This is a genomic window from Labrenzia sp. PHM005 (assembly GCF_006517275.1).
Taxonomy (GTDB): domain Bacteria; phylum Pseudomonadota; class Alphaproteobacteria; order Rhizobiales; family Stappiaceae; genus Roseibium.
Genome location: NZ_CP041191.1, coordinates 4,865,897 through 4,890,774, shown reverse-complemented (window position 1 = coordinate 4,890,774; position 24,878 = coordinate 4,865,897). Strand labels below are relative to the sequence as shown.

Here is a 24,878-nt window from a genome sequence, read left to right as displayed (position 1 = left end):
GTTCGAATATACCGTTGAAATGAAGCCCGCCGTTTCCCACTAAATTGGGACGGCGGGTGTTTTTTTGCCTATCGAGCCTTCTTACAAAAATGGCGGTTTTCATCGTGGATACTGAAAGAATTGAAGCAAGCTTTGTTTATGGTCCATCAGATGTCAGGGCCTATTTGCGAGCAAATGCGCACTGGTTAAAAACGCTCAAACGCGCAAGTAAATCGAACTCCAAACATCGACAGGGTTTCTCCTTTATTTCCAAGACCGGACTTGTCATTCGGGTGTCTGTGATGGCCGCGTTCCTGGCGGCGATTTTCATGCTTGGAAAAGATCTTGCTGAGAGTGCCCCGGGACTGCATCCCACGGATCTGCTGATGCTTAGCGGCTTCATTCTTTGGGCTGGCATCGTTATTGGGTTGCTGGCCTACAAATATTGGACGTTTGCGCAGGCAAAACGCATCTATCAGCGGTTTTTCGGGGAAGAGCAGACTGTTGTCCTGGACAAGCAAAATCTCGGGACCTGTCTGGATCTAGACGGAGTGAAACTCGAGACACGCAGGGAGTGGCCGAAGAGTGCGCCTGATCTGGTCCTTTGGAAGGAACACCTTTTGATTATCCATCCTTCCGGTCCGGTTATCCTGCCGGCCCGGGCAGCCGATAGATCACTTCAAGAGGTGCAAGCGACTGTCGCCAGCTGGTTTGAATAGGTCCTATGTCCGATCTCCGTTCTGGAAAAGCACCCACGATGGAAGCCAAGTTTACCCGGTAAAAATGCGATCTTGAGGCCTGAGTTTTCGAAATGAATTCGGCCATATATTCACAAACGACAGTATGACCGGAACTGCAAAGCCTTTAAATATTGCCGCCACAGGAGAGCGTTTTCCATGCCGCAAGACACTGCAAGTCTTGATATTTCCCTTCCTGTCAAAGGGGCCTGCCACTGCGGCACGGTGTCTTATGAAATGACCTCTCCGCCAAAACACGCGGTGAAATGCAACTGTTCGATCTGCCGGTCGCTCGGAACTGTCTGGGGGCATGGTTCTACCAAAAACATAAAGATCACCGCAAAACCGGATGCGACGATAAAATATGTCTGGGGGGACAAGCAGCTGGCGTTTCACTCCTGTAAAACATGCGGGGCGACCACCCATTGGGAAGGCATTGCCGGAGATGCGATTGGCCGGATGGCGGTGAATTTGTGTTTGGCGGATCCCGGAACTATCGAGGCGATCGGTTTGCGAAGCTTTGATGGCGCGGAGACATGGAAGTTTCTCGACTGAGGTGTCTCCGGTGTCCGGTGCTCTGCGCGCGCAGTTGCCAGCCTAACTTACCCCTGTTCGGGATGGTTGTATCTCCCGAGTTGCTGCTGTGTTAGCGTTCTGCCTGACTTAGCGGCACGTCGATGTCAGGGAGGGGCGCAATGACCAGCAGCGACAAGGAATTCACCGGCTCGATCCCCGAGTTTTACGATACCTATCTGGTGCCGCTGATTTTCAGTTCATATGCGGAAGATCTGGTTTCCAGGGTCGTGGATCTGGACCCGGCTTCGGTTCTGGAAATTGCGGCTGGTAGCGGGGTTGTGCCGAGGGCATTGGCGCCGAAACTGGCAAACTCGGTCCAGTATGTCGCCACAGATTTGAATCAGCCGATGCTGGACCACGCCGAACGCAACCATCCGGCTGCGTATCCAATTGAGTGGCGGCAGGCCGACGCGCTCAAACTGCCGTTTGAAGACAATTCATTTGATGCTGCGATTTGCCAATTTGGTGTCATGTTTTTTCCAGATCACGTTGCGGGATACCGCGAGGCCTACCGGGTTCTAAAACCGGGTGGAACCTTCATATTCAGTGTGTGGGACCACATCCGCGAGAATGAGTTTGCCGCGCTTGCCACAGAAGCTGCCGGGCGGATCTTCACTGAGGATCCGCCGCTGTTTCTTGCCCGGACACCACACGGTAATCACGATGCGGAAAAAATCCGGGCCGAACTGCTGCAAAGCGGTTTCAACGATGTCTCAGTCGATATTCGTGCCGATGTCAGCAGGGCCCCGTCGGCCCGCCATCCGGCCATCGCCTATTGTCAGGGAACGCCATTGAGAAATGAAATAGAAACACGCAACGCAGAGCAATTGCAGGCGGTTACCGACCAAGCCGAAGATTTGATCGCCGAAAAATGCGGGGGCGGGGAGGTGGAAGGCAAGATCCAGGCCCTCGTTTTCGAAGCTACAAAGGCGTGACCGTTGCAGTGGGCGCCCGGTGCGGGCTCACTCCTCCAGGATCGCCACGGCCCTGGTGAAGCCCGCCGACGCCCCTTTGATCTTCACGGGGAAACAGCTGACATGAAAACCGGACAGGGGCAGGGCCTCCAGGTTGGAGAGTTTTTCGATGTGGCAATAGCCGATGTCCATAGAGGCACGGTGGCCTTCCCAGATGATCGACGGATCTTTTGTTTCCATCCAGCGCTGGGCGGTGTGGGAAAATGGCGCATCCCAGGACCAGGCGTCGGTCCCGGTGAGCCGAACACCGAGATCGAGAAGATACATCGTTGCCTCGCGCCCCATGCCGCAGCCGGAGGTCAGATAGTCTGGCTGGCCGTATTTTTTGCCTGCAGACGTGTTGACCAGAACGATATCGAGTGGGGCCAGGTCATGACCGATCCGGTCGAGTTCGGCCTCGACCTCCGCTGCGCTGACAACATGGCCGTCCGGCAAATGCCGGAAATCCAGTTTCACGCCCGGATTGAAGCACCAGTCCAGCGGCACTTCGTCGATGGTGATCGCCCGCTCGCCGCCGTTCATGGTTGAATGGTGATGATAAGGCGCATCGAGATGTGTGCCGTTGTGGGTGGAGAGTTTCATCACCTCCACGGCCCAGCCTTCCCCGCCTGGAAGCTGATCTTTGGTGAGGCCCGGAAAGAAGCCGGTCATCTGCTCCACCGTTGCCTGGTGATCGAGATACTCGATCTCCGGCAGCATAATCGGCGGATCTGAGGGAATATCAGCTTCAATCGCAACGGAAATGTCGATCAGGGTGCGTTTGCCGTTCATGCCGAAGCTCCCGAATATGCGGATCCATAAAACCTATCCGCAAAAGTGGCAGGGTTCTGATGGTGGGGCAAGCTGGAATGGTTTTGGGAGACGGTTGGCACGACCGGAACGGTCTTGCCGGTCAAAGGCCGCTAGTCTTTAGAAGGTTGTTAAATCGCCGGCAAGGCGACCGGGCCAAGACCGGCCGTTTTAAGTTTAGCGGCGGCAGTTTCCAGTCTGTCGCGGGCAAGTGCCGGGAGTTTGGCCGCTTCGGGCCGGACGCCATGCGTGCGAAAACCGTTGAGCCGGAGGCGGATAGGCTGAGGGAGCGAGCGCACAAAGTCAGCGAGGGCGTCCAGCTCAGCATCTGTGTCCGTCCGGCCGGGGATCATCAGATAGCGCAGCTCATAGAGCTTGCCCGCGTCTGCCAATTGCCGGGCGGAGGCGAGGCTCCGGCTGTTGGTGCGTTTTGTTAAAGACTTATGCAGTTGAACGCCAAACGCCTTGATGTCGAGCATCACCCCATCGGTGACCGGCAGGAGGTCGGTCCAGCCATCCGCGCCCAGGTGGCCATTGCTGTCGATGAACCGGGTCAGATGTTTCAGATCTTCAGCCTCGCCCATGGCGGCAAACAGGGCCTTGATGAAGGAGTGATGCAGCGTCGCTTCACCGCCGGAAATGGTGATGCCGGACAGGAAATCCGCGTTTTCCCGCAGCAACGCCAGGATGTCTTCGACGGTGTAGGTCTGAACCATCGGATTGGCATCAATGGGACAAGCCTTCAGGCAGGCGTCGCAATTTGTGCAGGCGTTCGCATCAAAGCGGATCTTGCCATCCACCAATGAAAGCGCGGACGTGGGGCACGCGGGAATGCAATCGCCACAATCATTGCATTGGCCGATCGTGTGCGGGTTGTGGCAGGTGATGCAATTGTAGTTGCAGCCCTGCAGAAACAGAACCAGCCGGTTGCCTGGCCCGTCGACACAGGACCAGGTCAGGATCTTACTGACCGGCGCCTGCAAAGAGCTCATGGGCAACCACCCGGGGTTTGCGGTCGAGGATTGAAGTGACGTCTGCTGCTTCCGCGCCAAGGGCTGTGGTGTTGGTGCGCGAACCCGCTTCGGCGTTGAACTTTTCAACATCCGACAAGCGGATCATATAGCCGGTCACCCGCACCAGATCGTTGCTCGCGACATTAGCGGTGAACTCGCGGAAACCCAAAGCAAAGGCGCCTTTGCACAGATCGCGAATGGCGGCCGGATTTGCCTTGACCGTTTCGTCTAGCGTCAGAATTTCGCTGATCCCGGACGAATAGAACTCATGGTGCGCGGCGAGCGCGCGAATGTGGCTGACCGGATCAGGTTCCGTGCCATAGGGGATCCGAACGCCGGGTGTAAACCCTTCGTCGGTGGAAAGACCTGCCTGGGAATGCAGCATGGCGCGGCCCTGCCAGACGTTTTTCATCGGCCGGGATGCCACCAACTGCGCAAGCCTTGCGGAAATCTTGTGGCCGAGCGCGTTGGCGCCCGCATCGTGGCCATAACGCCCGGCCGCGCCCGCCTTGTCCTGAAGCGTGTTGACGGCCTCGGCCATGGCAAAGATGCCGAACATGGCAGCAAAGCGGGTTTCATCCAGCCAGCCTTCGGTCACCAGAAAACTGTCCATGAAGCCGGACTGATTGAAGAGGTAATCGATGCGCGCTTCGGTCAGCCGGAAATTCAGATCCACATACTGCGGCAGTTTGTTATCCAGAAAATCGGTCACATCTTCTGACCGCTCGGCCACCTTCGCAAGGTTAACCCGGGTGAGGGTGGACGCGCCGCCGCAGACGGGCAGGGCATTATAGCAGCTGACGATGCCGTAGCCCCGCTCGCCGAAGACAGCGTCATGCAGCGGATGATTGGCGATATGCGGCTTGGAGCATTCGGCAATATTGGCGGCGGCGATTTGGAGGATGTCGTCGCTGCTCACTTCAGGGTCATAAAAGAACGTCAGGTTCGGTGCGATCTGTTTCAGTTCCGCATCTACCCGCAGGATGGCACGGGCTACCCTGTTGTCGCTCGGCCCGATGTTGGCGTGCATGAAGGCATCCGGCAGAACCCGGTCCAGATACCGCCAGAATAGCTTGATTTGCTGATAGAGCCGCTCGTCCGAAACGCCATCGCAAAACGGCAGCAGCAGATCATCCAGCTGGCCGATATAGACCGGCATGCCGGTCACCGATGGCACATGGTGATAGGCAACCATCAAGGTGTGAATGGCCTCTTCCAGGCTCTGAGGAGTTGGCAGTTCCAGCCAGTCGCTGCCTCTGGTCAACACCACGTTGTAATCCGGCAGGACATAGCGCGGCTTATAGGGCGCATGGCCTTCATACATGTCGCAGATAACCCGGTCATCGAGCGCGGCCCGTGTGTGGCTGTCCAACTCCGGATAAGCAAGCGCGTTTTCTGCTTCCAACGACAAATACCGGGCTTTTTGGGAGGCAGTTAAGGCCGGGTCGTTGACGATCCGGCGGGCGGCGGGGTTTTCAACGGACATCAGAACCATCCTTGAATTGGCGACAAGCAACTGCGCTTGAAGCGTTAATTGATGATACCGGCATCAAGTGCAGAAAAAATGGTGTATTGTGCAGAAAACATGGATAATACTCGCACAATGCGTGTTTTTGACCGATCCGAAGTGTTCTTTCACGCCACCGATCCTTTGGCCTCTCCCTGGCCGTACACGGTTCCTGTGGGTGGGCAGACGATTGTCACCCATCAAGACGGCATGGTGCGGCGGAGCTATCATGAACATGTGCTCATCCTCACGTTATCGGGCGCGGGACGGGTTGAAGTTGGCGGGCAGGTTTTTAAGGCGGGTCCAGACAGCCTTGTGTGGTTGGATACCAGCCAGAAATATGGTCATGGCGCCGATCGCGGGGCGCCTTGGACGTACCTGTGGTTCGCTATGGCGGGCCCCGGGCTGGATCGTCTGCATGAACAATTAGCCTTGCTGGATAACCCGGTGATTGAGGATTTGGGGAATCTTTGCGATTGCTTCGAGGCTGTCATTGCGGCGCTGCGCGCTCAGCTGCCGGATTGTGACGCGCATTTGAATGCTCAGGTGGCTGCGGCGGTGGCTGCCTTGTTCAGAAAAAGGGCAGCCACCTGGGCAGCAGTTGGGAACGATCCGATCAATGAAGTCATGCGCCAACTGCGCCGCAGGATCGACGGGCATTGGGAAATTGAAGCGATGGCAAACATTGCCGGACTGAGTCCCTCGCAACTCTTCCGCCGGTTCAAGGCTGCAACCGGCACCACTCCGATTTTCTGGCTCCGGCAGGAACGCATGATGCTGGCTGAGCATTTGCTCACCGCGACAACCAGCCAGATCGTCGGTGTGGCGGCGCGGTGCGGCTACAGCGACCCCTATCATTTCAGCCGCGATTTCAAACGACACAGCGGTGTCTCACCGCGGCGTTTCCGGCAGATCTCACGGAACGAGCCAACTGGAAGCAGTTAGCTTTCGTCAAATCCCAGACTGAAATTGGTGTGAAATCCCCACTGAAACATTACCTGATTTGGTCGGTAACGCCTGGGCTAAGAACTCGTAATGGCCGCCAATTTGCCCTTTTCAGGTTTGCCTGTGGGGGTGCGCGGCATCTCGTCTAGAAATGCGATGTGTTTGGGCACCATGAATTTGGCCATGCGGCAGGCGCAGTGGCTTTTTATCGTATCTGCATCGACAGACCGGCCGTTTTTGACCGTGACAAAGGCTTTAATGTCTTCTTCGCCAAATTCGCCCGGCACAGCGATGACGGCGCAGTCCTCGATGGCGTCGTGGCTTAAAATGCCTTCTTCAACCTCGTATCCAGACACCATCTCCCCCTTCACCCGGATGCGTTCACTTACCCGGTGCAGGAAATAAAGAAGACCATCATCATCCATGCGGCAGATGTCGCCGGTTTGGAACCAGAGGTTTCGGCGGCTTTCCAGCGTGCGCTCCGGCATGCCGAAATAACCGTCGGACATGACGCCGGGTTCTTTCGGCCGTACGACCATATGACCGGCCATGCCGGCGGGCAGTTCTTCACCATTGTCATCATGAATCTCGACATCGAAATGCGGCAGCACGATCCCGCCATAGTGATCCCACTGCGGAACGGCAACCCAACCGGCATCGGTGGAGCCGTAGCCGCCACCGGGGATCATGTGCAGGTTGAAGCGGGCGTCGAAGTCGTCTTTCGGAACGGGGGCGGGCGTTCCCCAGCAACGAGTGACCTTGTGGGTATTTTCTTCCTCACAGGGCGGGCGCGCCCACAAGAGCTGTTGCACCGAGCCGAGCATCATGAACCAGGTAACGCCAAATTTTTTCACTTCCGGCCAGAAGTTTGACACGCTGAAGCGTTCACGCAGGATGACACGGCCGCCCGTCATCATGGTCGGCAGTATATCGTAGTAGGCGGCGCCGATATGCGACAGCGGGTAGGGGGAGTAGATGCAGTCTTCGCTGGTGACCCGGAAGGGGCCGATCATGTTCTCGGCTGTGCGAATTGCGTAGCGGTGCGATAACAAGCAGCCCTTGGAGACCCCAGTGGTGCCGGAGGTAAACAAGATGGTCGCTGTATCGGTGTCTTTAGCCGGAGAGACAATATGGTCGGTGCGATCCGACAAAAGGGTCTCAAAAGCAATCACATTAAGGTCTGGGAACAATGCCCTTGCCTTTGCAGCCCCGCTCAGAAGCACCAAGGTGTGCAGGTCTGTAAGTTCGGACCGGATTTCGAACAGGGCGCCCAGATGAATTTCGGAGGTGAAGAGGACCGGTGTTTTGGTTTGATCAATCATCCGGGCCAGGGCTGCCCCGCGCATCGCGCGGTTGATCGAAACTTCCACCGTGTTGATCTTCTTCAGCGCATAGGTGAGCGCCAGATATTCAACGCAGTTTTCTAACACAATGGCCGCATGCGAAAGATTGGCCGGGAGATTCTCCTTCATGCCGTGGGCGAGCCGGTTGGTCAGCGTTTCCACATCTGTATAGGAGAAAGTCTCGCCGGTTTCCGCGTTGGTGACAAAGGGCCTGTCTGCATACTGTTTTGCGCACTCGTGCAGCATGTCTCCCAAAGTCACCTTTTGCATCACCTTCTCCTCCAGCTAATGATGTCATGCTGGCGGTTTGATACTGTCGCTTCGGTCAGCGAAAAAGAGAGTGAATTTTCATCATAAAATAAGTTATAGCTAATGGTATGTGGAATCAGATCCCGTCCCTGCAAAGCCTGAAGCTGTTTGATGCGGTTGTCCGTCATCACTCCATGACCCGCGCGGCCAAGGAGATGGCGATCTCGCAATCCGCTGTCAGTCAGATGATCCGGCAGCTGGAAGATTTTGTCGGCACATCGCTCCTGGACCGTTCGACCCGGCCGATGGGGTTGACGGACGCTGGTCATGAGTTTCACCGGACCATCATTGAAACCCTCGGGCGGCTGGCTTCAACAGTCGAAGATATGCGGAAAGCGGGCAATGGTCAGGACAATGTGGTTACCGTCTCCTGCAATCTTGGCTGTGCCACTTATTGGCTGATGCCTCGGCTGAACTACTTTAGCGCCGCTCATCCGGAGATTTCAGTGCATGTAATGGCGGCCTATCAGGGCGCAGCCGGATTGCATGACGGCTCGGATATTGCGCTTCGTTATGGCGACGGCAAATGGCCGGATGGGCCCTGGGAGCTTCTGCTCAAAGAAACGATTGTGCCCATATGTTCTCCTGATTATTTGGAGCGGCACGGGTTGGCAAACAATCTGGAAGACCTGTCATCCCGCCGCCTTATCCATGTGGCGGTTCAGGACCCGGAATGGCTCGGCTGGGAAAGTTACTTCAAGGCTTTGGGCCGCCGCAGATCAAGGGAAGCCTGTGATCTGCGCTTTGGCAATTATGTCCAGGCGGTTCAGTCTGCATTGACCGGCGATGGCATCATGCTTGGCTGGCGCTCCGTTGTTGCAGATCACATTGCGGCGGGGCAGCTGACACCGGCTTGTCGGATGCCGGTTCATTTGGAGAGCGGCTACTATGTAAACGTCCACCATGCTTTGGACGATGACGGCGGCAAGGCGCAGTTCTTGGCGTGGTTGAAGGCTGAAGCCAGCAAAACACCGTATTTTTGAAGAAAGTCAGTTCTGCCGATTCTGCAGAGATGTCCCGTTTCCAGTTCATTATTCCAAAAAACCGTGTTGAATTCCGGAAGCGCTTTGCCTGTTGGAGCGACCCGAATGTCAATCGCATCGATGATACTGCCTTATCCGAAGTGCTGTTTCCTGCCGCTGATCTGGTCTTTGATGCCGGTAATAGGCAGGAGGGAGCGCCAGCGAGAATGAACCTGTGGGGGGAGCGGGGCTCGTATGTCCTGGCTGTCGGGCACTGGTACCGCACCACTATCCGTAGTATTGCCAGTCTGCTATTTCTCCGTTTTCAGAGAGACCCATGACCAAAAGAATTTGGCAGGCAATGGCTGTTTTGCTCATTGTGCTCAGTGCGTATCTTTTGTTCTGGCCGGTGCCGATAGATCCGGTCGCCTGGAACGCGCCAAAGAACCCTGGATATACCGGTTCTTATGCCCCCAATGAGGGCTTGGCTGGAATTGAACGGCTGAAACTCGGGGCACATAGCGGCCCTGAAGACGCAGCTCTCGGTCCGGATGGAGCGCTCTATATTGCGACCCATGAAGGTGGCATTCTCAAGTATGATCCGGCGTCCGGGAAGGTTTCGCTGTTTGCCGAAACCGGTGGACGCCCGCTTGGTGTCGAGTTTGACCGCGCTGGAGAACTCTACGTTGCGGATGCTTTTCGCGGACTTTTGAGAATTTCCGGAGACGGAGAAGTCGTTACTCTGGCCAACAAGACAGCAAGCGGCTCGCCGATCCTCTATGCGGATGATCTGGATATTGCTACGGACGGGACGGTCTATTTCACGGACGCCTCGACAAAATTCGGTGCAAGGGAAAATGGAGGGACGCTGCCGGCCTCGCTGCTGGATCTGATGGAGCACGGTCCCAATGGCCGGGTGTTGCGCTACACTCCTGCAACGGGTGAAACAACAACGTTTCTCGATGGTCTCAGCTTTGCAAACGGCCTGGCGGTAACCGAAAGCGGTTCGCATTTTCTGGTCGTTGAAACCGGCACTTATTCCATTTTGAAGGTGCCTGTGGATGGCGCTGTGGCGCCTGAAGTCATTGTCGAAAACCTTCCCGGATTTCCAGACAACATCAATAGGAACCCCGAAGGGACATTCTGGGTGGGGATTGTCAGTCCGCGGTCTCCGGTCGCAGATGCGATTGCGGACAAGCCATTTTTGAAGAAAGTGGTCATGCGCCTTCCGGCCGTCCTGCGCCCGGCAGCACAACGTTATGGGTTTGTTATAAAGATAAATGAGGACGGGGACATTCTGGAGACCCTGCAGGACCCATCGGGCGGCTATGCTCTGACGACTGGATTGATCGAAGGTGCAGAGGGCGCGCGGTATGTGACCAGCTTGACCGAGCCGGATTTGGGTATCCTGAAGCCTTAGATTGGACGGCCATCATCTGATAGGCGCGTCTTCAGCCCATATTTTTCAGACGTTGCATTGAACTTCCGCGCCACCGCTTCTCCCAAATCAATGCCCATCAGGTCTGCGAGTAGATCGAGCGCGATGATGCTGTCGGCCATTTCAGATGCAACATCTTCCAGTGTAGCAGTTGAGCCTTTGATGCCGCGCTGCCCGCGGAGATATTTTTTCAAGGATTCCGCAACTTCACCGAATTCACCGGCAACTTCCAGTCCACGAAAGGCAATGTCAGCCTGGTCATTTCCCGGCCATTCCTTTTGCCGGGTGATGTTGGCCTGACGAAGGTCAGAAAATTTCATCGATTTGTTCCCTGCAACATGAATGCCGCAGTCTTTTCGCACGGGTTAAAATCCAGTGCAAAGGCCTGTTTTGAAAAGCCACTTGCGCCAACCGTCCGCAGCATTGCTCACATGCGTATTGGAGACGGTCAACAATTTCACGATTAGGAAGTGGCGGAGAGGAAGTCCGCCTTATATTTGATGCTCGATAATGTCACTTGATAAAAAATCGCATTATTCCCAGCTGTTTGTCACTTGCCACTTCATCTCCCATCATGTCAAATTATACCCAATCACATGCAGATTTTAGGGTTAGTATTAGGGTCAATCCCTAAATCAGAAAGTGGCGATAGATGGCAAGAACGACAAATAAGCTGTCAGCGAGACAGGTCCAGTCACTTCGGGAGCCCGGTCGATTTGGCGATGGCGGCGGGTTGTATCTGGTTATCAGCAAGTCCGGTTCGAAAACCTGGTCGCTCATTTTTCAGTTCGGCGGTAAACGCAAAGAAATGGGCCTAGGCCCATTTCCGGTTGTATCTCTGGCAGATGCTCGATTGGCGGCGGCGAGTGCCAGAACGCTGATCAAAGATGGCGTCAATCCGATTGAGCACCGGAAAGCCAATGGCAGTAGCAAGCAGCTGACTTTTGGAGCGTTTGCGGACAGTCTTCTCGATGACATTCTCGTCGAGTTCAGAAATCCAAAACATAAAAGTCAGTGGCGTATGACAATCCGCGAGTATGCTGCTCCAATTCGCGACAAGCCCGTTGCCGACATCGACACCGCCGACGTTTTGGAAGTCCTAAAACCCCATTGGCTGGAGCGCCCAGAAACAGCCTCCCGGTTACGTGGACGGCTAGAGCGCGTCTTTGCTGCTGCCATCGCCAAGGGCCTTCGGGAAAAGGCCAATCCGGCAATTTGGAAAGGACACCTCGACGCACTTTTACCCCGTCCAAAGAAGCTGACGCGCGGCCATCACAAGGCGCTGGACTACGAAAGACTTCCGGAATTCATGAAAGACCTGCGCAAACACGAGGGTATATCCGCATTGGCTCTGGAATTGCTCATACTGTCTGTGACCCGCACCAGCGAAGTCTTAAACGCCAAATGGGCCGAAATCGATCTGCACAAAAAGATCTGGACCATCCCCAGCAGCAGGATGAAAGCAGGTAAAGAGCATCGTATTCCACTTTCGCCGCGCTCACTGGCGATACTGGAAAAATTGAAACCTTTTCGTCGTCCGTGTGATTTTTTGTTCCCGGGGCAGCGAGAGGGGCGGCCTCTTAGCTACATGAGTTTGACTATGCAACTTCGCCGGATGAAGTTTGGCGATGCTACAATTCATGGCTTTCGATCATCATTCCGAGACTGGTGTGGTGAAGAAACTCACTACCCACGGGAGATTGCCGAGCAGGCATTGGCTCACAGTGTTGGCAGCGCGGTTGAACGAGCCTATAGGCGCGGCGATGCGCTGGAGAAGCGGAGAGAACTCATGCTTGCCTGGCAGACCTACTGCGATGGCAATGATGCGGTTGAACTGGAAGGTGCATCGGCAGGTTGACCAAACCGGAACCGAAAATGCAAATTCAGCAGTTCGCTGGCTTTCAACGTGTCCAGATTTGGACCATTCGGAGAAGACGTTATCGATTTGGATAATCTTATCCTTGGTCATTTAAAGGCTCTCTTACGTGCGCCAATATTGGGCGGCAGATGGAGGCGCCGCTGTGTTTGCTCAGCCACACGTATTCGTTCTGCCTGCTCGGCAGCGAGGCGTTTTTCTTCAGCTTCGTGGACTATGGCACGGGTTAGATTGTCTCTTTCCTCGCCGGACAATTCATCAGTAATATCCGGGTCATCATCGTACAGGCGAAGTAACTCGGCATCTGATCTGGTGGCCTCTGGTTCGTTTTTAACGTTTGCGCATGCATCAGCTGCCGCAAATTCTGTCAAGTCTGGAGCTTTCACTGCAGTGGACGGAACATCTATCATGCAAGGGGCCCGGCGCGTTTCGCCCTCAAGTCGAGACGGATGGTCAGGCGGAAAGTCCTTTGCGACCAGCTCGATGTGGGTGACACGTGCGATAGGGCCACCGTCTGGGCCACTGATTTCTGCGCGTTCAGTGTAATCGGCACGAAATCGAGCTTGCATCAACTTCACGTATGACGCACCTTGGAAGTCTTTACGGTGAAGACTTTCGAAGCCGATTTTTTCCCAAGCAGCTTGAGCATGAGTTAAGGCCAACTCCACGGCAGCGTCGAAGTCTTCATGCTGGGCGCGCCATCCAATCAAAGTTGAGCGCGCAACCCCAAAAGCAGAGGCCATTTGAACAACGCTATAACCCCTCAGGCCCATTGTGATAACTTCTTTGCAGTATCCAGGAAAATACTTCGTTGGTTTGCCCGGGCCGCGTTTTTCATTGTCAATTCCGCCCATTTTTCCCCCAGCAAGTGCCTGAATATCTGACAGCACTATAACATTAACCAAAAATAAGTTAAACACTTTGTGTGTTGGCATATTGGAGACTGCCTGAAATCCCGAGAAACCTGAATTCTCGGAAAACGCAAAACTGACCTGCCGGATTTCCTGCATTCGAAGCGCGGAAAGAGTTCTGCTGACACCGTTGTCAGATGTTTTCGAGTGATCAATGCCATTGGGAAGTTTCAGGAGTGTTGTCAGCGACGGTGGGGCTGGTTCCAGCCTGGATTAGCCAAACGTGGGGATTGTTTCTGTGCAACCAGCCTTGCTTTCAACGCGAACGGTTTTGGCTGCTTTAAATCTCCGATGCGGATGAAATTGCAAGCTTCCCAATCGATCAATCAGCCACAGGATGAGTAATATATTCAGAATAAACTTTAAGTAATAACCGGTATTTAAAAATACCGGGTATTCCTAAATATCGGGTATTTTAAAGTATCCGATTTATCGAAGTGCCCGTTATAATTTTGGAGAGAGTGTAGTTATTGAAAAATATTAGAATGAGAAAAATATATATTGACTCTATTCGTCGAATAAATAATAACCCTCATAAGTCGATCAGATAATACTGTTTATCTCTCGCATTTGGTACGGCGCGGTACGGGCAACACTAATTGTCCGGGTACTTACAAAAATGAACACACATGAAACTTCTGCTTCAAGTGCAGCCGCATATTCGGATAGCGCAAATGGGCTTTCGAATACCAAGTTCGTCATGGATCATCAGCTTCTGAAAAAATCGGAAGTTTGCTCGATCTTAAGGTGCAATCCGACCACTTTGCGGACTATGGAGCGTAAAGGGCTCTTCCCGAAGGGGTTTCGTTACGGTGCGGGAGCAAAAGCTCGCGTTTACTGGAGACTCAGCGACGTAAAAGCGTTTCTGGCCGATCCGGAAGCGTGGCGAGCCAGACAGCCTGACTTATAGTCCTAGAAAATGGATCAAGCTAACTAAGTTGGACGTGAAGGGCTGTGTGGCTTCAGTGGGAAACAGAATGATGCCACATGGTTTGATTAGTGAGCACGAAGTAAAAGTATTTCTGGCTCTGAAAGGCTGCGGTAGATGGATAACGGCAAAAGACCTTGCGGAAAAAACTAATGTTGCCAATAGAACTGTTCGGGGTCACCTCACAAAGTTTGTGAAATGTGGCATGGCAGACGTGATAAAGCAGTATCCGGGATACCGCTACAAGCTTAAGCTTGAGCCTTGTGCTGAAGCAAAAGCATATATAGCCGAAATCGAAGCGGTCAGAGACACAAAGACAAATCCTCGTGTTGGAGCAGAGGCATACATTGCCGAAATCGAAGCGACTAGAAACACAAAGACAAATCCAATTTGCAAAAAAAGACAAGCGGAATTCTGTAGGCTTTTTGAAGATATCCGCATGGCAAATAATGAAACCCGACATATTGAAATGCTAACTCTGCTTGTGCCTTTCCTTGCCGCGGCAGGCCTGATTATTGCCACCATTGCTTTAGTGAAAATATTCCTCAACTAACCCGTCGCCAGCATCACCTCTTCATTCTCAGCCAGCATCGCAGGTAGATACATCTCGCCCTGATACGCTATGAACATGTCTCGGGTGACGATCTTCTGAGCTGAAAACACCTCAAAGTGATACGGACAAGGCCGTGTTTGTCGGCGCTCGTCTTCGCGCACGGCATTCCCTTTAGCTCTCTGGCTTAATACGGTATTTCCTCACCATCTGAAGATAGGGTGCCTGAGACCGGCTGAAGGGGCGGGTGCGCATTCGGCACCTGACTCCTTGGCCTTTGTCGCCAATCAATTCATATACCGCCAACCATTCATCATCCGCCTCTGGGCTCGATTGCAGCATACATGCTGTCCTCAGCTTAACGGGCTGGCTTCAAAACTTAGTGGCCATATCCTTCACGGCGAACATCGGCATCCAGCAGTACCCATTTCGCCTCCATGGATTGGACCAGTTCATCCAGCCGAATAAACGCGAAGGTCGCTTTTTGGTCCATTGGGCAACAGACGCAGCCTAACTCGATATTGTCAAAACCCCTTATTTTCACGATACCGTTCAATTCGTCTATAGCATTTCGGAATGTGTCCCGCCGCGCCAATGACCCTGTTGCCATTGCCATCAAATGGGCTCCGCCCATACCACCTTCCACGATTTCGGATATCCACAGTGGGTTCGTTTACAAACAGCCCGTTTCTTTTACAAACAGGCAGGGGAGGTGTACGCTGACGCCGCTTTCGCTTCGCATAAGCGAAACGGTCGCAGCGTATCCCTTACCCTGTCAGTAACTTTTGTGAAGATCTAGAGCGGTCTGGAACGGTCATTTTTCGGAGCCCGTTTCAGGGAACCAAAGCTAGTTCCACATATTTGAAGTGCCGAGTGAACTGTACTCGAGCACCACAGCGCTGGAGACAGCCAATATTATCTGTCGATTGCTTTTAAGTGCTGTTTTTTCGGACATGATAGTCCGTTTCTTGACAGGCTGATCATGGTCTAAGCTGCCAGTCTACAGCGGGCCGCTACATCGGTCTTTCACCGCATTGAAGACTGCGTCCGAAAGTAGACATTCTTTTGAGGCGCAGCTAGTTCTTAAGATGGGCGGAAACCCGACCTTCGCCGCAGGCGACACAAATGTCTGTTGTGAGGAACAGTCCGGCCTTCAAGTTTAACACTATGCGCCGCTCAAGGCAGACGCTGATGTTATCCCCGGGCAGTGGTCCCCCCTCACCTTGAAGACGAGCGCTAAACGACTCCAGGGCGTGGTCCAGGTCTCCGTGGCCAATGGCACGGCAGCTGAAACCAAAAGTGCTCTGCTCGGCTGGATTTTGTTTGCGGCCGCCATAGCTTGATGGAGGCGCGCCAAAATGGCGAAAAATTGCAACAGAATGGGCCTTATGCTAGGCACAAACTCCATAATCGTTCTAGGGTGGGTCGATTGTTCCGAACAGTGTTTACAGTATCGTTTTTGCTTGCGATTCTGACCGCCTGTGCTGGTCCTACGGACGCCATCATTGGTCAAGTGGATCCGCGAGTAGATCTTGAGGCGGTCGAGGGGCTGACGAAACAGGTCGTTTATGTTGCAACGAGCCGACAAGCCACAGATGAAGCCGGTCTGCTTTTCTCAGGAGAGCGCGGGGCGGAACTCGGTTTCGCCCGGTTCACGGTGACAATCCCGCCGGATCACAAGACGGGGGCCATAGAGCGCCCGGAACGCGCGCCGGCAGACCCGCGCTCCGAGTTTGCGATCGTCGATCCGACGGTATTTTCTGGGTCGAAACCCTTTGTGAACAGATTGAGCCGCGAACTCAGGAGCAGGCCGCCCGCAAACCGGGATGTCCTTCTGTTTGTTCATGGGTTCAACACCACCCTCACCGAAGCGGTGCTCCGGGCGGCGCAATTTGCCCATGACAGCGGGTTTACCGGTGTCCCGGTCGTCTTCAGCTGGGCATCACGCGGGAGCAACTTCGACTATGTTTATGACCTCAACAGCGTCCTGATAGCCCGGGACAAGCTGATTGAGGCAGGCCTGCTCATCCTGGAAGCCTCCCCTTCCGGGGTGGACTTTGTTGCGCATTCAATGGGCAATTTCCTGACCATGGAGGTCATGCGTCAGGCCTCGCTTCAGGGCAGGTTCAACGCCAGCCGAAAGTTCCGCGACATTATCCTGGCCTCCCCAGATATTGACGTGAATCTGTTCGAGACCCAGCTGAAGGGAATTCCCCGGTCCCAGCGCAATTTCTATGTCCTGATTTCGGCGAATGACAAGGCACTGGGCATCTCGAAATTCCTGGCAGGCGATGTGCCCCGTGTGGGGGACGCCGATCCGGAAAGACTTGCAGACCTTGGGGTCACCGTTGTTGACCTGAGTGAGGTCAAGGACACGTCGAGCATACACCACTCCAAGTTTGCAGACGTTCCGGAGGTGGTCCAGCTGATCGGCAGGCATCTTGAAAGCGGCAGCCATTTTGAAACAAGCACGACCGCATCAAACGTGCCCGCCAATGTTGTTCAAAGCATTGCAAATGTGCCCATCACCATTTTTGGCGGCCAGCCGCGGAGTGTTGGCCTTCAGTAGACGGGGCAAGGGTTCAACCTTGGGATTCAAATTGGAATGAATCGGGCTGCGGCCAAGGTTCGGGAGCTGAACACCTGTGGGGCGGCCATCGGCGCCAGTGTCCACGGGAGTGGGACAATCAGGCCTTGCGAGGCTGGTGCTGTTCGCACTCCTTGGATCGCCTCCTTCTATGGCCGCCGCGCATTGACCCGGGCCCGTCGGCGATCCCGCCGCTCCTTCACCCCCTTGACCGCGCCGACCGTCGCACCGACGCGCGCTCCACTTGCTGAATCGCCGACAATGGCACCAACCACGCCGCCCGCAATCGCACCCTTTGCGGTGTTCCGCATAACCGGCCCCGCAGAGGCCGGTTGAAACTGGAGCAGTATCAATGCGCTGCCCATGATAAAGACAGCCGCCTTGAGTGTGTTCTGGAAAACAGGATCTTTGGTCATTGCATCTTCCTCCCTTGCACCCAGGTTTCAACTGTCTGCTGTCCGTCTGCGGTGGTCACAAGCACTTGCCCGTCGAGTGTGCCATCGATGAAATGACCTTGATAAGAAGTTCGCTCGGTGTCGATGGCCGTGCCCATGCCGTTTGGTTTGCCGTTTTCGTATTGCCCGACATAGAGATACCCGTTGGCGCCCTCAAAAATGCCATTTCCATGCGGGGCCCCCTGATGAAACTCCCCGATATAAGCGTCATCCGACTGCATCAGAAGAATGCCGATCCCTTGTCTCTGCGAGTTTTCTATATCCCCGAAATAGAGGTCGCTGTTTTCATCCTGATAATATGCCAGTCCCTCTCCAATGACTTTCCCGTCTTTGATTTCTCCGCGCACCATCCAGCCCTCGGGCGTGGTGAGCTTGCCGCGGCCATGATGGACCCCGTCAATCAGTTCGCCGTCAAAACGATACCCAGAAGCCGACACCAGAACCCCTTCACCGACCGGTCGGCCACCCTCAAAGGCTCCCGTGTAGTTGTCATAGCCGTCGCCGCCTTCAGCGCGCATTTCAACCGTTCCCTGGCCATGGATCTTGCCATCACGCATTTCGCCCGTGTAGCGCGCGGAAACGCCGTTTTTATCCCAGAACAGCAGTGTGCCCGATCCTTGGGCCTTGCCATCCAGGCAGGCGCCCGTCCAGGAGGCCATTTCACCGTCTTCCGGCTGATCAGCGCTCCAAATCTCGCAATCCGTGATCTGATCCGACAGCCAATAGTCCTGCGCATGCACTGGTAAACTGAAGGCCGCAGCGAGCACCGCCAGTCCGGTTGAGATCATAAGTGATTTCATTACTTTCCCCCTTGATCGCGGAGCAGCCTGTTCCCGATAAAGCCGCCTTGGGTATGGGCCGAAATAGCAGAGCGGCCATGCAGATCTCTTCATCAAGCGCAGACTGCGAATACTTCAGAGAGCCACGCGCCCTCTCAGACCAAAGAGCGCCAGACCATCTTGATCCGGATTGAGCGCAGGGTTTGCGATGAACTGGACACTTGGCGTGATTGCGAAGTTGGGTGACACCGTAAAGCGGTAAAAGATCTCCGCTGTGTACTGGTCCTTGTCAAAAGCATCGCCCGGGTCCGACCAGTTCAAACCAACGCCGAAGAGATCCGTTTCCCGTGTGTACAGCCCCAACCCGGCCGAAACGGTTTTCTTGTAAAGCGCGGCCTTTCCTTGAGAAAAACCGGCCCGCAGAAACGGCATCCAGCGATTGTCGAAAAACCAGCTTGCAGACCCGGCGACACCCCAGTCGTCTTTGCGTGACCCGTCGTCGGCCCCGTCACTCTGCCAGACGGTCAGGTGGATGTTGTCAAAATAGATCCGATCCTGACTGCTCATGTAGCCGATTTCAAAGCTCTTGAACGTTTCACCGTCTTTGAAAACATCGAAATTCGGTTGGGTCGGGTCCCCGTTTGCATCTGCGATGCTGGCGATCGCATAGAGGTTCTGATGCAGGCGGACACCGCCGGCAATCCCGAGGCCCTGGTTCGGTGCATTGATCGTCGGGTTGGTGTTGAAAGCCAGGTTCTGAAAGGCTGTGTAGGGGCTGACGAGACCGTAAACATCAACAAAATCGGTCACATCGATTTGGCCGACCTGCACGGTCCAGGCACCGCTTTCAGCCCGCTGCGTCCAGAACAGGTTTGTCAGCGCCAACTGGATGTCGTTGAACGCCGTTCCGGTAATGGATTGCGCCCCACTGTCGAACCCGAAAAACTGCGGCGCCACAGAAGTATAGGCCGTGCGGTGTTCCAGCTTGGCTGTCAGTCCGCCGTGTTCGAAGGCCTGCCAGGTCCCATAAATCCGGGCCATGCCGCCTGCGGCGTGACCCTGTCCAACATCCGTGTTCGACCATTGCCCGAGGCTGAGATAGTCGATCTTGAAGTCGATGTTCGCAGACGCCTTCAAGCTGTCTTTCAGCGCGAACCATTGCGGAACCAGGTTCTGCGGAAAACGGGATCGGAATTGCGGGTCGGTAAGGCCGTCACCGTCCGACAAATTCGCACCAACAGAACTCGGCCCTCCAAGACTCGCGCCACTCTGCTCCTGCGCCTGAGCCGAACCCAACGCGAGCAGAAAAAGAAACGCCGTGCAGCCCCATAATCTCGCGGCCAGTCGCACATTCGTCCTCAAGGGCGGCCTGTTCCAGCCTGACCACCCTGCCAATGCGGCCTCAGCGGCCAGGGTTGACGTTCGGTCGCGGTGCCGGATTGCGCTCGCAGAGAATCAAGACTTGCAACCTCGAGACTGAACGTCGAGGCCATAACGACGGGACCGTCAACAACGCGGATAGATCTTTGCGTCGGCGCGATTCCCAGAAGGCCGCTGACCTTGATCGGCTCGTAGATGAACCGCGGGTACCAGGCCTCGTCAAAAACCAGCCGCAGAAGCTGGTTCGGCGGTGGCGGGGGCATGTGGCTGCACATGCCGCGTTCCGGGACCAGATAGGCGGTGAATTGACCGTCGGCATCGGGTGGGGCCGGGATCACAAATCCGGAAAGCGTTGCCTCTGTGCCATCCAGCGCCGGGTTCCCCGCTGTTGCAGCCTGCTTGCGCCGTTCGGCCACCACCCACCGCTGGTCAATCAGCCAATCAGGGTCAATGCCGGCCGTTTTCCATTCCTGGAGCGCCTTGGTGAGCTGGTTTGTCAGGTCACCATTTGCAAGGCCCGGTGATGCCGGTCCATTTAGTCGTTCGCGCAATTGCGCGATCGTGCGCAAACTGTCGATTTGATCGTATGTGAGGTCCCGATAGGGATCGTCATACTCCTGTACGGACGCGTCGGGTAAATCCTCCCACGAGACTTCGGTCGCCCAGGTCAAGCCTGTCGCAAGCCACAGTCCAGCCGCTGCTATGAGCAGTTTTTTTACACCATTTATGGGTATCAACCTGATCATGATGGCAGTCCTTGTCGTGACGCGGTTAATTCAGGGTGTTCTTGATGATCTCGCCGTCCATCATGATCACCTTGATGGTTTCCACCCCATCCGGGCGATACTCGGCTTCAAACCACACGGAGTTGGCGCCGATAACGGACAGGTCTTCCAGCGGGTTGCCATCAACCACCAATATATCGGCGTAGGCGCCTTCTTCGATCACGCCCAGTTTGCCCTCCGGATAGGGATTGATGAAATCGCCGCTCAGCGCCATGATTTCACCATTGGTGGAAGTCAGTGACTTCAGCGTTTCAAAGTTGCCAAAGAACTCTCCGCCGAGGAACTTTTCGTAGGCAACCTGTTGCTGGCATACAGGCGCTGGTCCGCCGCAATCCGTAATGAAACCGCGCTTGGGCTTATACTTGTTGACCATGTCGAAGTACCCTGTCGCCGCCTTGCTGAACGAAGCGAATTTGCGCTGATTTCTTGGATCAGCCAACATTGAGGTTTGTGCAAGAAGAGGAGAGAACGCCGTGAGGTTTGTCGTCATATAGGCGCCCTTTTCCTCCATCAACGCGGCGACCTCACCATCGAACATGAAACAATGCTCACAGGTTTTTACGCCTGCTCTGATCCCGCGCATGATGGCTTCCTTCTCATACATGTGGGCACCTGCGTAGCTCCCGTAGGCCTCGGCAACTTCAACCGCGGCTTCGATTTCTCCCACGGTCATGCCCATGAGTTGCCAGGGATCGTACAAGCTGGCGACACCGCCGGTCAGCATCAGCTTGATATGCGTTGCGCCCATTCTGAAGTTCATGCGCGCCGCAGTGAGCATTTGCGCATCACCGGCCACGATTGCCATCATGTTCAAGCGTGTGAAGTTTGACGGGTCCCCAGGGAGCGAGCTGTAGAAGGCAAAATCCCCGTGACCGCCAACCGTGCCGATGAAAGCGCCGGCGGGATAAAACCGCGGGCCGACGAACTGCCCGGCGTCCCTGGCGCGGCGCAACCCGCCACCGGCGCCGCCCATGTCGCGCACGGTGGTGAAGCCTTCTTTCAGGTACATTTCCAGCACGCCGACCGAGCCGATAGCCAACTCCTCCCAGGTCATATCCGCCGTCATGACCTTGATATCCGGACCGTTCAGAGCAACGTGCGCGTGTCCTTCAATCATGCCGGGCATCAGCGTGCCGCCGCCGCCGTCGATTACGGTGGCGCCCGGCGCGTCGATGGCCTCAGTCGAGACGGTCTTGATCAGGTTGCCCTCGACCAGAACGTGAGCGTTTTCGATCCGCGCCTCGTTCACACCGTCAAAGATATGGACGTTGGTAAACAGCGTCTGGGCGGGCGCGTCCTGCGCCTGTGCGGACACAGCGCTCAGCCAAAGGGCCGCGACAGCCAGCGCCGGTTTCGCCCATTGCATGATGCTCATTCTGCTTCTCCCTTGCATGTGAAATCAGGCGACCACCGGTGGGCGGCGGCTGCCACTCTTTAGTTCAGCGTGTTCTTGTAGATATCGCCGTCCTTCATGATCACCTTGATGGTCTCCACACCATCCGGGCGATACTCGGCACCAAACCAGTCGGGATGTGCCCCAATTAGGGCGAGGTCCTCGAGCGGATTGCCTTCAATGACGAGGATGTCAGCGTAGGCGCCTTCTTCGATCACACCCAGCTGGCCTTCGAGATAAGGATTGAGAACCTCACCGCTCAGCGCGACCAGTTCGCCAGCGACAGAGGTCATCGACTTCAACGTCTCATAGGTGCCGAAGAACTCACCGCCGAGATATTTCTCGTAGGCATTTTGAGCCTGGCATCCACGCATTTCTCCAACGCAGTCTGTCTGGAAGGCACGCTTAGGCTTGTACTTCTTCACGTTGTCAATGAATCCTGCAGACGTCTTGCCCCACGATGCGAATTTGGCCTTGGTTATTGGATCAGCCAAGGCCGTGGAGTCTGCCAGCAGCGGTGAGAACGCTGTCATGTTGGTCGTCATGTAGGCGCCTTTTTCCTTCATCAACTTGGCGATATCTTCATCGAACGCGAAGCAGTGCTCACATGACTTAACACCCATTTCCAACGCGAGCATGATGGCCTCTTTCGTATAAGAGTGGGCCATCACGTAGCTTCCATAGGCGTCGGCAACTTCAACCGCTGCGGCAAGTTCTGCCTCGGTCATTCCCATCAATTGCCAAGGATCAAACAACGTGGCCACACCGCCGGTCTGAATCACCTTGATCTGCGTTGCACCCATTCTGAAGTTGTTGCGCGCGCGCATCAGCACGTCGTCCGCACCGGCTACGATGGCCGTCATGTTCAACAAGTCCGCGTTTGTTGCGGCATATGGCGTGGAGTTGTACGGCATAATGTCTCCATGGCCGCCGCGCGCGCTGATGAATGCTCCAGAACTGTAGAACCGCGGGCCGGGCAAAAACCCTCCGTCGATCGAGCGGCGCAGTCCCGCGTTTGCGGCGCCTGCGTCGCGCACGGTGGTGAAACCTTCGTTGAGGTACATGTTCGCCATTGCAGCCTGGCCAAGGGCAATATCCTCCCACGTCATGCCGCTTGCGACGGTCGAGACATCCTTGCCGGTCAAAGCAAAGTGAACATGCGTATCGATGAAACCGGGCATCAGCGTGCCGCCTTTGCCGTCGATCACGGTCGCGCCCGGCGCGTCGATCGCCTCGGTCGAGACGGTCTTGATCAGGTTGCCCTCGACCAGAACGTTGGCGTTTTCGATCCGCGCTTCGTTCACACCGTCAAAGATGTGGACGTTGGTGAAGAGCGTCTGTGCGGGATCGTCCTGGGCCACCACACCGGTTGCCGTGAATGTCATCGCCAAGGCTGCAAGAAGTCGTTTCATTATGTAAGCGCTCCCAAATGACTTACGACGCTAACATGCGACCGGCTCGGAAAATTATCCGTTTGAAGTGATTTGAGCAGGCCGAAGTACAAAAAATGATCATTTTGAAGCGGCGAAGACGTATAGTCTCAACCCATGAACGAAGAAGTGCGCACAGCCGGACCGGCAGCCTCGCCAACGGAACCTTTGGTGAGACTCATGACCGTCGAACCTTTTTTGAAGCTCGCAAAACAACGCGGTGCCGATTCAGAAAAGGTTTTCAGAAACATTGGCTTGCGAGAACAGGACGTGAGGGATGCAAAACGGCTTGTGCATGCCGAGGTGGTCTATGGTCTGATCCACAAATTGGCCATTGAAGCCGGCGATCCTTATCTCGGCGTTCACGTTGGCGAGCAGTTCAACGTCCTGAGCTGGCCGCATTGGGCGGAGGCCAGCCGCAACGCAAATGTCCTGTCAGAAGTCCTGATCCAGCTGATCGAGTCGATTAAGAAGATGGGATCGTCCACAACCCATGTTCTTGAGGTCGGGTCAAGTGCGTCGGCGTATCGCGCCGTGCGTAAAACCGTGAGCGGCAACCCTCCTGATCAAGTCGACGGGTTCGGTTTGGCAACGCTCATCAGACTGTTTCGCCAGATCGATGCCGAAGTTTGGGATCCAAAGTTGCTGCACTACAAGACCGCGTACCTGGATGCCATACCGTCCGGATATATGGGCGTTTCGATTAGCCGGTGCCCGCCCGGTGAAACGAGCCTTATTTTCCCGACCGAATGGCTCCATGCAAGCTTCCACGAATTCGGATTGCCGCCTAAGAAAGGTCCGGTTGTCTTGGACACACCGTCAACTGTGTTGGCAATCCAGAACGTTTCCTCAGATATTTTCGAACTTGAAAAACGCGATGCAAGACTGGTTGTGGCGGAGCGGCTGGGCATTTCAACGACAGATCTGGATGCCGCCCTTAAAAGCGAAGACACCACTTTTCAGAAGGTGATACAATCACTTCGTATTCAAATGGCGAAGGAGCTGCTGTTGAACACCGACGATAGTGTTTCCCGAATCGGCACACGGCTTGGCTTTGCCGAAGCCGGTAATTTCACGAGATTCTTCAAGTCGAAGGTGGGGGTGACGCCCCGCGCCTTCCGGAGATCGTGTTGATGCGCAAGGCATCATGACACGCCACTTGTGGCTAGATAGCTTGAGCAAAAGACATTTAGATTATCCCGATGTCTGTTACATCACTTACGCGCACTTGC

Annotated in this window: 23 protein-coding genes; 10 read left to right on the top strand and 13 right to left on the bottom strand. The window is 55.1% G+C overall.

Annotation, left to right across the window (positions count from 1 at the left end; all coding sequences use genetic code 11):
• The first annotated feature begins 104 nt into the window (after positions 1 to 104).
• The 3 genes from FJ695_RS22135 (at position 105) to FJ695_RS22125 (ending at position 2,227) form a co-directional block, all read left to right on the top strand.
• A complete protein-coding gene (locus FJ695_RS22135) occupies positions 105 to 698 on the top strand; it encodes a hypothetical protein (protein WP_141187457.1) in 594 nt (197 codons plus the stop codon).
• A gap of 177 nt (positions 699 to 875) precedes the next feature.
• Positions 876 to 1,271 carry a GFA family protein gene (locus FJ695_RS22130; RefSeq protein WP_141187456.1) on the top strand — a complete coding sequence of 132 codons (396 nt, stop codon included), beginning with the start codon at positions 876 to 878 and terminating at the stop codon, positions 1,269 to 1,271.
• 140 nt (positions 1,272 to 1,411) lie between these two features.
• Complete coding sequence (locus FJ695_RS22125) at positions 1,412 to 2,227, top strand: class I SAM-dependent methyltransferase (RefSeq protein WP_141187455.1); 816 nt, start codon at positions 1,412 to 1,414, stop codon at positions 2,225 to 2,227.
• A 27-nt stretch (positions 2,228 to 2,254) separates the two neighbouring features.
• Here FJ695_RS22125 and FJ695_RS22120 read toward each other — a convergent pair whose 3' ends face one another.
• The 3 genes from FJ695_RS22120 to FJ695_RS22110 all read right to left on the bottom strand — a co-directional run bounded on the left by FJ695_RS22120 (position 2,255) and on the right by FJ695_RS22110 (position 5,554).
• Positions 2,255 to 3,037 carry a cyclase family protein gene (locus tag FJ695_RS22120; RefSeq protein WP_141187454.1) on the bottom strand — a complete coding sequence of 261 codons (783 nt, stop codon included), beginning with the start codon at positions 3,035 to 3,037 and terminating at the stop codon, positions 2,255 to 2,257.
• A gap of 149 nt (positions 3,038 to 3,186) precedes the next feature.
• The gene (locus FJ695_RS22115) at positions 3,187 to 4,047 is read right to left on the bottom strand and encodes a YjjW family glycine radical enzyme activase (protein ID WP_141187453.1); all 861 of its coding nucleotides are present in this window, start codon (positions 4,045 to 4,047) and stop codon (positions 3,187 to 3,189) included.
• A complete protein-coding gene (locus FJ695_RS22110; RefSeq protein WP_141187452.1) occupies positions 4,019 to 5,554 on the bottom strand; it encodes a YjjI family glycine radical enzyme in 1,536 nt (511 codons plus the stop codon). Before FJ695_RS22110 ends, FJ695_RS22115 begins: the two co-directional genes overlap by 29 nt.
• Positions 5,555 to 5,653: 99 nt before the next feature.
• On the opposite strand from FJ695_RS22110, the gene FJ695_RS22105 reads away from it, so the two are divergent.
• A complete protein-coding gene (locus tag FJ695_RS22105; RefSeq protein WP_168206457.1) occupies positions 5,654 to 6,520 on the top strand; it encodes an AraC family transcriptional regulator in 867 nt (288 codons plus the stop codon).
• A 77-nt stretch (positions 6,521 to 6,597) separates the two neighbouring features.
• Here FJ695_RS22105 and FJ695_RS22100 read toward each other — a convergent pair whose 3' ends face one another.
• Positions 6,598 to 8,133, bottom strand: coding sequence for an AMP-binding protein (locus FJ695_RS22100; protein ID WP_209010776.1), 1,536 nt, complete (start codon positions 8,131 to 8,133; stop codon positions 6,598 to 6,600).
• Between the two features lie 107 nt (positions 8,134 to 8,240).
• On the opposite strand from FJ695_RS22100, the gene FJ695_RS22095 reads away from it, so the two are divergent.
• Positions 8,241 to 9,155 carry a LysR substrate-binding domain-containing protein gene (locus FJ695_RS22095; RefSeq protein ID WP_141187449.1) on the top strand — a complete coding sequence of 305 codons (915 nt, stop codon included), beginning with the start codon at positions 8,241 to 8,243 and terminating at the stop codon, positions 9,153 to 9,155.
• Between the two features lie 316 nt (positions 9,156 to 9,471).
• Positions 9,472 to 10,554: an SMP-30/gluconolactonase/LRE family protein gene (locus FJ695_RS22090; protein WP_209010775.1), complete on the top strand. Its 1,083-nt coding sequence runs from the start codon at positions 9,472 to 9,474 to the stop codon at positions 10,552 to 10,554.
• On the opposite strand, the gene FJ695_RS22085 is transcribed toward FJ695_RS22090, so the two are convergent.
• Positions 10,551 to 10,892: a MazG-like family protein gene (locus FJ695_RS22085; protein ID WP_141187448.1), complete on the bottom strand. Its 342-nt coding sequence runs from the start codon at positions 10,890 to 10,892 to the stop codon at positions 10,551 to 10,553. The genes FJ695_RS22090 and FJ695_RS22085 overlap by 4 nt on opposite strands.
• Positions 10,893 to 11,224: 332 nt before the next feature.
• Between FJ695_RS22085 and FJ695_RS22080 the strand changes: the two genes are divergently transcribed.
• Positions 11,225 to 12,430 (top strand): site-specific integrase, encoded by a 1,206-nt coding sequence (locus tag FJ695_RS22080; protein WP_141187447.1) that lies wholly within the window; start codon positions 11,225 to 11,227, stop codon positions 12,428 to 12,430.
• Positions 12,431 to 12,537: 107 nt separating this feature from the next.
• On the opposite strand, the gene FJ695_RS22075 is transcribed toward FJ695_RS22080, so the two are convergent.
• Entirely contained in the window at positions 12,538 to 13,458 is a 921-nt protein-coding gene (locus FJ695_RS22075; protein ID WP_141187446.1) for a hypothetical protein, read from the bottom strand.
• A gap of 878 nt (positions 13,459 to 14,336) precedes the next feature.
• Between FJ695_RS22075 and FJ695_RS22070 the strand changes: the two genes are divergently transcribed.
• Positions 14,337 to 14,840, top strand: coding sequence for a hypothetical protein (locus tag FJ695_RS22070; RefSeq protein ID WP_141187445.1), 504 nt, complete (start codon positions 14,337 to 14,339; stop codon positions 14,838 to 14,840).
• Between the two features lie 376 nt (positions 14,841 to 15,216).
• Here the strand turns inward: FJ695_RS22070 and FJ695_RS22065 are convergent, their stop codons facing one another.
• Complete coding sequence (locus tag FJ695_RS22065; protein WP_141187444.1) at positions 15,217 to 15,471, bottom strand: hypothetical protein; 255 nt, start codon at positions 15,469 to 15,471, stop codon at positions 15,217 to 15,219.
• 795 nt (positions 15,472 to 16,266) lie between these two features.
• On the opposite strand from FJ695_RS22065, the gene FJ695_RS22060 reads away from it, so the two are divergent.
• A complete protein-coding gene (locus FJ695_RS22060) occupies positions 16,267 to 17,406 on the top strand; it encodes an alpha/beta hydrolase (protein WP_168206456.1) in 1,140 nt (379 codons plus the stop codon).
• A 167-nt stretch (positions 17,407 to 17,573) separates the two neighbouring features.
• Here the strand turns inward: FJ695_RS22060 and FJ695_RS22055 are convergent, their stop codons facing one another.
• From FJ695_RS22055 to FJ695_RS22030, 6 genes are all read right to left on the bottom strand, one after another.
• Positions 17,574 to 17,840 (bottom strand): glycine zipper family protein, encoded by a 267-nt coding sequence (locus FJ695_RS22055; RefSeq protein ID WP_141187442.1) that lies wholly within the window; start codon positions 17,838 to 17,840, stop codon positions 17,574 to 17,576.
• Complete coding sequence (locus FJ695_RS22050; protein ID WP_168206455.1) at positions 17,837 to 18,679, bottom strand: MORN repeat-containing protein; 843 nt, start codon at positions 18,677 to 18,679, stop codon at positions 17,837 to 17,839. The genes FJ695_RS22055 and FJ695_RS22050 overlap by 4 nt, the downstream gene beginning before the upstream one ends.
• Before the next feature lie 114 nt (positions 18,680 to 18,793).
• Entirely contained in the window at positions 18,794 to 19,885 is a 1,092-nt protein-coding gene (locus FJ695_RS22045) for a carbohydrate porin (protein WP_209010774.1), read from the bottom strand.
• Positions 19,886 to 20,016: 131 nt separating this feature from the next.
• Positions 20,017 to 20,784 carry a DUF3299 domain-containing protein gene (locus FJ695_RS22040; protein ID WP_141187440.1) on the bottom strand — a complete coding sequence of 256 codons (768 nt, stop codon included), beginning with the start codon at positions 20,782 to 20,784 and terminating at the stop codon, positions 20,017 to 20,019.
• 25 nt (positions 20,785 to 20,809) lie between these two features.
• Positions 20,810 to 22,198 (bottom strand): amidohydrolase family protein, encoded by a 1,389-nt coding sequence (locus tag FJ695_RS22035; protein ID WP_209010773.1) that lies wholly within the window; start codon positions 22,196 to 22,198, stop codon positions 20,810 to 20,812.
• Positions 22,199 to 22,257: 59 nt separating this feature from the next.
• Entirely contained in the window at positions 22,258 to 23,628 is a 1,371-nt protein-coding gene (locus FJ695_RS22030; RefSeq protein ID WP_141187439.1) for an amidohydrolase family protein, read from the bottom strand.
• A 198-nt stretch (positions 23,629 to 23,826) separates the two neighbouring features.
• Here FJ695_RS22030 and FJ695_RS22025 point away from each other — a divergent pair, with 198 nt between their 5' ends.
• Positions 23,827 to 24,780, top strand: a complete 954-nt coding sequence (locus FJ695_RS22025; protein ID WP_168206454.1) for an AraC family transcriptional regulator — start codon at positions 23,827 to 23,829, stop codon at positions 24,778 to 24,780.
• Positions 24,781 to 24,878 lie beyond the last annotated feature (98 nt).